Annotated in this window: 7 protein-coding genes and 1 pseudogene; 3 read left to right on the top strand and 5 right to left on the bottom strand. The window is 38.0% G+C overall.

All coding sequences use genetic code 11. From position 1 onward, the window contains the following. Positions 1–1,752: hypothetical protein (locus GQR46_RS10395; protein WP_165740900.1), on the top strand; the 1,752-nt coding region annotated here is incomplete at its 5' end. Here the strand turns inward: GQR46_RS10395 and GQR46_RS10390 are convergent. The 3 genes from GQR46_RS10390 to GQR46_RS10380 are packed head-to-tail and all read right to left on the bottom strand — an operon-like array spanning position 1,735 to position 4,803. Then, complete coding sequence (locus GQR46_RS10390; protein ID WP_165740899.1) at positions 1,735–3,768, bottom strand: DNA phosphorothioation-associated putative methyltransferase; 2,034 nt, start codon at positions 3,766–3,768, stop codon at positions 1,735–1,737. The two genes, GQR46_RS10395 and GQR46_RS10390, sit on opposite strands and share 18 nt — an antisense overlap. Positions 3,769–3,771: 3 nt before the next feature. Beyond that, positions 3,772–4,638 (bottom strand): hypothetical protein, encoded by an 867-nt coding sequence (locus tag GQR46_RS10385; RefSeq protein WP_165740898.1) that lies wholly within the window; start codon positions 4,636–4,638, stop codon positions 3,772–3,774. Continuing rightward, positions 4,639–4,803 (bottom strand): hypothetical protein, encoded by a 165-nt coding sequence (locus GQR46_RS10380; RefSeq protein ID WP_165740897.1) that lies wholly within the window; start codon positions 4,801–4,803, stop codon positions 4,639–4,641. 626 nt (positions 4,804–5,429) lie between these two features. Here GQR46_RS10380 and GQR46_RS10375 point away from each other — a divergent pair. Beyond that, positions 5,430–5,915, top strand: coding sequence for a hypothetical protein (locus tag GQR46_RS10375; RefSeq protein WP_165740896.1), 486 nt, complete (start codon positions 5,430–5,432; stop codon positions 5,913–5,915). Positions 5,916–5,917: 2 nt separating this feature from the next. After that, positions 5,918–7,051 carry a DUF1570 domain-containing protein gene (locus tag GQR46_RS10370; RefSeq protein WP_165740895.1) on the top strand — a complete coding sequence of 378 codons (1,134 nt, stop codon included), beginning with the start codon at positions 5,918–5,920 and terminating at the stop codon, positions 7,049–7,051. Between the two features lie 723 nt (positions 7,052–7,774). On the opposite strand, the gene GQR46_RS10365 is transcribed toward GQR46_RS10370, so the two are convergent. Both GQR46_RS10365 and GQR46_RS10360 read right to left on the bottom strand, forming a co-directional pair. Further along, entirely contained in the window at positions 7,775–9,274 is a 1,500-nt protein-coding gene (locus GQR46_RS10365; RefSeq protein ID WP_165740894.1) for a DUF2235 domain-containing protein, read from the bottom strand. Positions 9,275–9,384: 110 nt separating this feature from the next. Next, a pseudogene (locus GQR46_RS10360) lies at positions 9,385–10,444 on the bottom strand (cupric reductase); the annotation flags it as partial.

The raw sequence follows: 10,444 nt of genomic DNA, 5'->3' as shown, positions 1-10,444 counted from the left end.
AATATTAGAACTGAAGAACGCGATATTTTTGGTCTAAATGATTTGATTTTTGAAGAATTGAATACATTAACAGATTCAGAAATTGAGGGTAATATAGAATTTAAAGTCATTCATAAAACGAAGGATAAAGAGTTACATCACCCAAAGGTGACTAGAGTTTTAACTCATGGAGATAAAGTTGAAGGTTTCTCGAAAGCTGATATTACAAATGGCTTCGCTAATGATTACTTATTACCTCTTTGGGAAATTTATAAAGGTGATAAAGGTATCCATAAAAAGGTATTGAATAAGATCGCCGAGAATAGAATTGCAGAAATAAAAGATGATCTAGATGAAAGCACTCCCATTGAACATTATAAAAAGATTTTTAACTCTTTGGGCATAGAAGATTGTGACTTTGAAGAAATATATGACGACTGTAAAAATAAAGACATAAGCTTGAGGTTTGTAAATCAATTTGCTCAATTACAAGCTGAGTGGGTGAAATCTTTAACATTTGAATTATCAAACTTACTTAATAGAAAAGTTCCTATTGTGCAATTAAAGAGAGGAGAGATAGATCGAGCTGTAGCTATCTTTGAGGCAATAAATCGCGGCGGCGAACCTTTAAGCGTATATGACCTAATAGTTGCAAAGTCGGCACAAAACCGTGAAGAAAATAACTTAACTCAGCAACTAATTCTTGGTCTTGGTAAAGAGCTACTAGTTCCAAAAGCGCTTTCTAAGAGTTTTAATAAGCAAGATAAAAAAATACAATGGAACTCTATAGGTTTCGGAGCCGTACATGGTAATGAGCCATTAAAAATAGTTAAAGATTGGTTCGTTAATTTACTTTCTGTACTGTCCTATACGAAAGAGCTCGGTGAGCCAATTGACATAGGTCATATAAAGCGCGAAAAAGCTCTTAAATTAAGTGCGGAGTTAGTAAATAAAAATATTAAGCATACAATAAATTCTATTAATAGAGCGTTATGCTTTTTAAACCTTAGATGTGGTGTTGTAAGCTGTAAGGATGTTCAATATAAACTCACTTTGGTCGTTTTAGGTTATTACCTTTGTGATGATGATATCTGGAATGATGTGGATAAGCTCAATAAGCTTGAGTATTGGTACTGGTCGATTACCCTTGGTGGTGGATATGCTAAGGCGCAAAATATCAGATGTATAAATGATATTAAAGAACTTGATAAGCTAATATTCCACGATGAAAATAAGTTTGAGGTTTATGAAAATAGGATATTAAATGTTGAAGATTATGTGAGTGAGAATATTTTACTAAGGAAGGATGATGCAATAGATAAAGAGCCTACATCGATTAAAAATATTCTTCTACAGTTTATACTATCTAGACAGCCTCATGATTTAGAGCCGCAAGGTAATGGTGTTATGTTAACCGCATGGGATGTAGCTTTTAATGATTTAGCACTTGAACTACACCATTTAATACCACTTGCAAGAGTAAAGAAAATAGGTGAAGTATCATCAGAGCTAAGGAAAAACCCAGAGAATATACTCAATAGCTCTCTAAATCTAAGTTACATAACTAAAGAGTCAAACCGTTTGATTTCAGATTTTGCGCCAGCCGAGTATCTAAAAAAGGTAGGTAATAAGTCGCTTGCCAGCCACTTTATAAAGATTGATACAACAGCATTTGATAAAAACATATTGGATAAAGATTACACCGATAATTTAAAAGAGCGTTTTAGCCTATTACAAAACTCAATCACTTTACATTTACGAAGTCTTCAGTAAGTTATAATTTCTGATACGCGTTCCGTTTTGCTCAAGTAGCTCAGAAAGTAGAGAAAAGTAAATGTTATTTGAACCTACTTGTAGCTTATATAATTCTTTCAAAAGGCGTTTATTAAACGCCTTTTGCTTTTTATAATCATCAAAAGTATCGTCAATATAATCAATTTTATTAAGTAGTAGAGGACGTTTGTCTTCAACTACGTAATCAAAAAAATCCACATCCTGATCTGCCATCTTGATTTTAACTCGTTCTTTTAGCTCCGGAAGGGGGGAGTTATAAAACCCTGCATAACCAAGCAGTGTCACTTTACCTGAATGTATATGAATTTTAATAAGCTGAATATCATCAAGTTCACCATACATTTGTAAAGCTGCGCCAATATACACACGCAGTACCAGTGGCAATAAAGTTATGAAGTCTTTATGCAGTGTTAGCGAGTGAGGTTGGCCGTTTTCAAAGTCGACTTTACTCGCGGGTAATATCTTCTCCGCTTCTAAGCACAGAGATTCAATCAATGTACTATCTGCTATTTGAAAAAGAAACTCAGAGGCTTGGTGCTGCGCTATCTTGTACGTATCAAAAAAGGCTTTTATATCACGCTTTAAATCTTCGGGCTGTTGGGCGTAAGGCTTTCGCTTTTCAAACATAGCAAGTGCAAAGTAAAGAAGTAAATCTTCTTTACGCATTGTTTCGGCTGTTTTTAGCTCGTCTTCTTCAAACCACTTTAATACGAGTTGCAGCGCTTTTTTATTAGAGCCGATTACCTCTTTTACTTTCTCACTTTGCGCAAATTCATTGTTTGCTGGGCAGCGGCCAAGCGTTAAGCATGTTAACCAAAACGTTTCAAATAGTTGCTGGTGCTGCGTAAATAAAATTCGCGCTTGTTCTTCATTTACAGGCTCTGGCGCTGTTAGGTGCTGCCATTTATATGCACGTTTATGGCGGTTTTGTAAAAAGTGTTGTTCAAGCTGCTTATCTTTAAATATGTAATAAATACCAGGAGCAACAGCAATCGCGTTTTCGTCAACGCTCATTTCTATAAATGCTTTAAGCTCTGCTTGCGTGTAGTATTTTTGAAAGGTATTACGACTCGTAATTACGCCATCTTTGTATGGTTGAAACTGGCTTATCAGCGTTTCGTTTCCGAGCATTGCTGATACAACAAGTAACTTTTGTGAAAGCTCCCATGCACCAAGTAACGCTTCTATTCGCTCATCTCTGTCTTCTATTACATTAATTACAAAACCAATATTAACAATGTCAGAAATAACTTTATCAGCATCAGGGCGGTAGTTTAAATCCCAACCTAATGCATCTATTCCATGGGCTTCGAGTTCTCGTAAGTCGTCACCTCTGCCGCACCCGTAATCAAATATTGAATAGTCGCCGCTCAAAAAACCATTTTTAGCTAATGATTTTAAAGGAGCTGAAAGTTCATGTCGTACAATGGCCGTTAAATGGCGATCTATTGTTTTATCGTTATCAGGGCTTTGTACGGCAGAGCTTCGAAATAAACGACCATCAACTAGCTCATATCCTTTTTTAGTAATTAAACGCTCCCACGAGCCTTTAAAGCCGATCATACGCGTGTTTTCGTATAAGCCTGCTTGCTCACCTTCAGCAGTTAGGTCACAAAATAATTGGTAATACTTACTAGCTGGCGAAACCATGGTTTCTTTTCTGTGCAAAATAGGTGGGTTTTCGCTGTTATTGTATTTAGTTATTCTATGACTAAGTTTTGCTAAATCTACAGTAACACTTTGCTTTAATGCGGGGTAAGAGTCTTCATAAAAAGTAGGGTAGCTTAATAGTGAAAGCCTAAAGTCACTTTTAAACAGCTTGATTAAGTCAAAATCGGATTCATCAACCTTTAAAGCTTGCGCAACAACTTTAATAAATTTAACTAAATCGGCAGGTGCATCTGCAAATGCATCTTTATGGAAATAAATTGCATCAGGTAGCTTTTTTGCTATTTTTACTTTTTTTACAAGCTGCTTAAATTGCTCTGCGTTCATAGTTTAATAATTTGCTAAATGTAGTGCCTGCACTTTACAGGGGCTTAATGTATCCAAACTATATAGTTCATCTTGTTGATTTACAATGCAAGGACACTCAGCAATATAAAAGTTGATACCATTTTCTGTTTTTATACTTCTTAAGTAAACGGGAACTATAGGCATAGATGAAGGAAGTTTTTGCAATAAGCTTAAACTAGGGTAAAGCAATTTGTGTTTTGCTAGTGAATCAAACTTATCGCCATGTTTTGCTAGTGAATCAAACTTATCGCCATGTTTTGCTTCTATCACAAATAAGTGTTCTTTACCGTCTCGCTTAGCAACAAAGACAGCATCGATTTCAACTTGGCCATTTATATGCTCAAGGGCAACGTCTTCGTTAGCGAGTGGCTTAAAGTTAAACGTGAATGTACTTTGCCCCGTTGCTGGCACTACTATAGTTTTGTCATCTTTTAAGTTAAGTGCTTCAGCCATTAACCCTGATGCTATAGCTAAATTTACAACTGAGGTTTCAGTGACTTTGGGCAGGAGCTGAAATGCAAATAAGCTTCTTATTGATACGTTTGGTAAGAATAGCTCTGGTTGCAATTGGCCAAACAGAGCTTGGTCATTAAAAAAGAAATCGTTTACATCATTTGATTTTACAAGTGAAAAATAAGTTTGATTATCGCCTAAGCGAGAGCCAAGCCTAAGTACCATCGTATTACAATCTCGTAAAGTTTTTGGCAGCTTTTTTATCGAATCTATAGATATTGATGCTGCTGTGTTTGCCTTTAAATTATTGGTACTCACATATTTTTGAAAGCTTTGTGCAGAAGATACGTTTTGCTTATTTGCCTGCATTTCCAGCACTATATTTTGAAATAGCATTTATTCGCCCTTGCTCTCAATAAAATAAAAAAATGCTCGCCCGCGCTTCTCAAACTTAAGCTCACCTCGCTCTCGGCGATGCATTAACTCACAGTCTGATATTTTTAAGAGCTTTATCGTTTCTTTGCTTGAAAACCACTCACCTTGTTGTTTTTGGTTAGCCATTTAAGTTACTCAAATTATGTATAAATTTAATATACCTAACTCTAAGTACATCGACAAATTTAGCTTAAACTCGACAGCTAAGGTATCCCCCCGTGATTACATCCGAAATTAAATGAATGATGAGTAATTAACAGCATGGATGCTGTTAAAAGCGTAGCTTGGCCATGGATGGCCTATCTACGCTGGTTACGTTTATATCATTCATTTAATTTAGGAGACAGTGTGATCCTCGGGGCGCCGTGGGGTTCCAAGGGGCGGTCGGCGGTATCCGCCCCTTGGTGCCATCGCCAACGCGATATAAGTAAATTACTTTAAAAGCTACGCTTTTCGCGCGAGCAAGCTGAGCGCCTACAGGTGTTTAGGTGAGCTTTGCTTGTTGATTGGGGTAATGAGCTAGTTACTAAAGAGAAAGCGCGATGTAAAATCGCACCTACGCTTTTGTTGAGTGTGGTGGTTTAAATTATTGAGGGTGAGGTTTTATACCTCGCGGGTGCTTTATAAAAACCAAGACACAAGGTGAACTCCCACCCACAGCTTTAATTTTTGCTTTTTGGATCAGTAATGTTGATGTGTTTTTTCACATTTATAGGTACACTATTTTAAAGCTTTAATTCAGGGAATGAATAATGATTAAATGGATTTTACTGGTATTTATTAGCGTATTTACAACTTTTCCTCAAGCTGGTGAGGCTTACACACAATCCCAATGCGATAGCATTAAAAAGCAGCGCGAAGCTATTCGGTCTCAATTTATAAGTGGCTACAGTAATAAAGAAGGTGGGCGTTTAACTGCACGCGATAAAGCGCTATTTACCTTACTTGCTAATCACTGCCGTAAACCTAAAAAGAGTGGTAGCGCTTATCAGGCTACTTCTTCTACCCCAACTCGTACGACTAATAGCAATTGGTTACTCAATCAAAAAGTATCAAACATGTCTTTGCACAGCGATAGCTATAAAGATGCCGCTAAGCTTGATGCTTGGTCAAAATTTTATAAATTGCCTAAACGTTGTCGTAAAAAAGGAATGGAGTCGGCCGACTTTGTATGGTGTAGCGAGTATCGGGGTAAGCAAAAAGAGTTATTTGAAGCACAGTGGCAAGGGCGCCCATAAATATGTTTAAAACAAAATTACGCGTGGTGTTTGTATTTTTTGTGCTGCTAATTGCATCGGCGCTCATTGCTAATCATTTTACTGGGCGGGTATTTAATTATCATGATCCTATAGGCGAGGTTAAACGAATTTATAGTAGTTTATCGTCGCAGGTAGCTACTGAACCGTTAGCAACTAAACAGCTTAAAAATGTAAGCTCGGCTACTTTACAAAATGCATCAGTACCTGCCGATAATCATTTATCGCAAGCTAACAATACGCGCTGCGTGGATGTATCGTTGGGTAAGGTTAAATATAAACGTAATGGCGATATATTTACGTGGACAGACAATGACGGTGTGCCGCATTTTAGTGACAAAAAACCGGATTTTGCGGTAGCAACTTACGATCCTGGTTTTATTGAACCGTTAGATTACTTTGACCTTACTTTAAATACGCCTAATTTACCTTCGTCATTTAACCAAGAGTTACGCATAAAACTCAATACTGTATTTAAAGTATATGGACAGATTATTGGCGTGCATGCACTTAAAAAGGTAAAGCTTAATTTAACGGTACTGCCTACGCGCCGCGCTTATGAGGCTGCAATTAAGCAACGCAGTGCTGACCCTACAAATACTGCGGGTATGTATTTTCACGCGAGTAATTCTGCTTTTATTCATTATGATAATGCACACAGTGCAATGCGAACTGCCGTACATGAGGCAGTGCACGCCATTAATAAAGCGGTTTTAGGCTACACTCCGAGGTGGTTTAATGAGGGATTTGCTGAATACTTTGAACTTATTAAAAATAATATGCAAACAGCTATTGTTGAGCCGAATAGTTCATGGACGAAAAATAACAATATTACTATAAGTGTATTTTCAATTGATTCGTTAGTGGGTTTAGATGACTCGTGGAAAAAAGGTGATACCAGTAAGTTGTATGCAAGCAGTTGGGCTGCAATTTACTTTTTAATGGATACGCAAGCAGGGAGAGCGTTACTTAAGAATATAATGCTTGCTGAGCAAGAATTTCTCTGTAATAAGTTATCTGAAAAGCAATTAAAAACGATGATGTATAAGCAGCTTCCTAATCTTAATCGTGAATATTCCCAGAGGTTAAAAAGTCCTTTAAAAGCGCATATATTTTAAATTACAAACCAAAAGCGCGATGTAAACTCCCGCCTACAGCTTTTCGCGCGAGCAAGCTGAGCGCCCACAGGTGTTTAGCTTGGCCTTATTTAAAAGCCAAAGCGCGATATAAAATCGCACCTACGCTTTTGTTGAAAGTTGTGTTTGCAATGATGTAGGTGAGGTTTTATACCTCGCTTATAAATACATTTTTTACCACAGAAAAGTGAATTATTGTTCTATGTAGCGCTTAAAAGTAATGAGGCAATTAACTCTGCTATTCGCCTCATTGCATGAGGCAAATAAATTGTTATTCGCCTCACCATGTGAGGCGAATAGGTGTTTAGGTGAGCTTTGTAGAGTTGATTGGGGTAATGATCTAGTTACTAGAGGGCAAAGCGCGATGTAAAATCGCGCCTACAATTTAAAAGCTTCGCTTTTCGCGCGAGCAAGCTGAGCGCCTACAGGTGTTTGGGTGAGCTTTGTAGCGTTGATTGGGGTGTTTGAATTGTTGTAGGTGAGGTTTTATACCTCGCGGGTGTTTTTATAAGAGCTAAGCGCGATGTAAAATCGCACCTACGGGTTTGTTGAGTGTGGTGTTTGAATTATTGTAGGTGAGGTTTTATACCTCGCATGGTGTTTTTATAAAGCCAAAGCGCGAGGTAAACTCCCGCCTACAATTTAAACGCTTCGCTTTTGCGCGATGTAAAATCGCACCTACAATCTAAAATACTGTGCAATCTACTATTCCAACCGCGTTACTTTTACTTTTATTTTTCCGGCATTAGCGCCATAAAAGCGGCTTAGGTCGTTTGCGAATGGGCAAAACTCGCCAGATTTATCTATTTTAATATCGGCGCCGTTGGCTATTTCAAAAAGGTGGTCGTCGTTTTTATTAATAGCACCAATGAGTGAAAACCATTGCGCGCGAGGAAATCGTCTAAATGGTTCGAGTACGGCCATTGGGATTTCTTTTACGCCAAGTTGAACGTTGTCTCGGTTCCAGCCTAATGGCGTGCACTTTATGCCATCGTCAAACCAGTATTGATTTGGGTATGGGGTAAAGCGATACGTAGCGCCTTGCTCTAGCATGAGGCCGGTTGCGTTGTATTGCTCAGAGGCAAATACCACTATATCTTGGCTTTGGTTAATGCTCAGCACACTCATGTTTTGATTAGCCAGTTCTATATGTTGGCTTAAACCAATAAAGCTAAGTGTGGTGTTGTCGTTGTAGCTAATTTTGTAATGCAGTTTTTTAAGTGATTCTGGGCGATAACTGGTTAGTTTATTAATGCGTTCGGCTACGCTGTAGTGCACTAAAGGCTCAAGGTTGCTGGCTTGATCATCAATTAATACATAGCACTCTCTATCTACTAGTTTAAAAAATGGGTTAAACCAAAAGTAATTTTGCTGATGACTTAATGCGAGTGGGTCGGGTGTTACGGTTACGTCATCTTGTGCTACTAAGTTGCTATCGGGGAGCAGGGTTTCGTAATCTATGTCGTGGCTAGTGAGTAACGAAATATTAAGCGGTTGTTCTATTAACCACTCAAGTGCATAGCGCAAGCTAATATCGGCTAGGCCATCGCGGTAGTAACCGCCGCCAATGTCTGAATGCGCACCTGCAAACCATAGCTCAGTAATATTGTTTTGATGGTTCATGAGTGTGGGTTCAAATGCGCGGCGTTTTTCGTCAAGGGCTACGCAGTGCAGCGCCTGAGTAATGTTGTTGGCAATGGTGTGGTTTTCAAAAATAACATGCTCTGCGCCACGAGTGGCTTTACTTACTTTTGATAAGCCAATAGAGGCAACGGTATCAAACACACATACATACACGTTGTTGCTTATTAAGGGTTCTAAACATTTAGCAAAGCGTCTGGCAAGCGCAGCGCCTCGGCTAAAACCTGTTAGCAGTATGGTATCGCCTAATTGATAGTGAGCTTTAAAGTCGCTTAACGCTTGATTTAAAATACTGGCTACGTCGTCACCACGAGGTGCAAGGGTTTGGTTTAAAATGCGTTTAAGGCGGCTGCCTTTAGTGCCAATACCTTGATAATAAAAACTGAGTTGGTTTAAAAATGGAGTAATAGGGGAGTCTTCTAATTTACCGCCAAGCAGTAAATGCAGTTTTAGAATGTTGGTAATATTAGAGTCTTCTTTAAAATGATCTGAGCTAAATTGTTCTGCGTCACGGGGCTCGTTTCCTGTGCCGTCAAAGTTAAAAATTAGCGTTTTACCCGTCATAACCCAATTCCCTTAGTTGTTTTAAATACTCTACACAGACAATGTTAAAAATTAAAGACAATATTCATCAGGTAATGACGAGCTAATTTATGGCTCGCCTGCTATGAAGATCAGTGATTATAAAAAGTATAGCTATTTAACGTTGTTTCCTCTAATGGTTTAAGCGCAGAGTTAAGTTGTACCAACTGCTGATAAACTTCAGGGTAAAATATTTTTAATCGGGCAACGCGAGAAAAGTGGTTTGGTTCAAATTTTTCAACAAGCTGCAAAGCTAAAGGAACCATTGGGCTTAACTCACCTTTGGTGTAGCTTTGTTCTAGCGCTAAGTCGAGTATATCTACGCCAAGTTTACTGGGAACAGTCGATATTTTGTTATCAATTAGAAATTGGACTGCTTCGACAGAAGACGACGCAGCTTGTGTATAAACGTCGCGTCCATGTATATCGGTAATCGAAAAATCAAAACCAAGTTGTGCAAGTTCTTGCCATTGACTAAGCGGAATCCAGCTTAGTCTAACCAACTCTGTTGGAGGGATAGGTAGCGTTCGACTATTCCAAATAGGCACTAAGTCATATGGATTCTTAAGTAACCTAATAAATAGCACGTTTGTCTCTGTTTGATTTAGTGGAGTTGTCTGGCTGTATTCATGTGCTTTTTGAAATTCTTTTTTAGCTAAATACTCACGAAATACACTATCGCTTCTATCTGAAGAGGTACGGCGGGCAAGAGTGTTCCACCAATAATTAACTAAAACAGGGTCTATATTTTGTAATACGTCTTCAAAGTTACTGCCATACTCTTTTTCGATTTTGCGCACTTTGTCGTAAGCATCACTATCTCGTATGAGCTTTTGGGCTGCAAACAGCTTTTCTGTTAATTGATTACAATTGCTTGAGGCTGAATCTAGATCTTCTTTTTTATGTTGTAGCTCTAGTAAAAATTGAGATATTTCAGAGTTATCTGGCTCAGTTACTCTAGGCAGCATAGAGTTTTCAATTATAGAGATTTGGCTAAAGTAGAGGTAACTTAAAGGGTTTGTTTGCTCACTAATAAAAGTACCTTGTTGATATTTAAATTTGTTTTCAAAAAGTAGAGTCTTATCTGATGAATTTTTATAATTAAACTCACCATGGGCTTTATATCCTTCGGCGATTAAGTAATCCATCATA

The sequence above is a fragment of the Pseudoalteromonas sp. Z1A6 genome (assembly GCF_011378745.1).
Taxonomy (GTDB): Bacteria; Pseudomonadota; Gammaproteobacteria; order Enterobacterales; family Alteromonadaceae; genus Pseudoalteromonas; species Pseudoalteromonas arctica.
This window is presented reverse-complemented; position numbering and strand designations above follow the sequence as displayed.

Coding starts and splice junctions, on each gene's coding strand:
- GQR46_RS10390 (WP_165740899.1), bottom strand. CDS start 3,768: ATGAACGCAGAGCAATTTAAGCAGCTTGTAAAAAAAGTAAAAATAGCA.
- GQR46_RS10375 (WP_165740896.1), top strand. CDS start 5,430: ATGATTAAATGGATTTTACTGGTATTTATTAGCGTATTTACAACTTTT.
- GQR46_RS10370 (WP_165740895.1), top strand. CDS start 5,918: ATGTTTAAAACAAAATTACGCGTGGTGTTTGTATTTTTTGTGCTGCTA.
- GQR46_RS10365 (WP_165740894.1), bottom strand. CDS start 9,274: ATGACGGGTAAAACGCTAATTTTTAACTTTGACGGCACAGGAAACGAG.
- GQR46_RS10385 (WP_165740898.1), bottom strand. CDS start 4,638: ATGCTATTTCAAAATATAGTGCTGGAAATGCAGGCAAATAAGCAAAAC.
- GQR46_RS10380 (WP_165740897.1), bottom strand. CDS start 4,803: ATGGCTAACCAAAAACAACAAGGTGAGTGGTTTTCAAGCAAAGAAACG.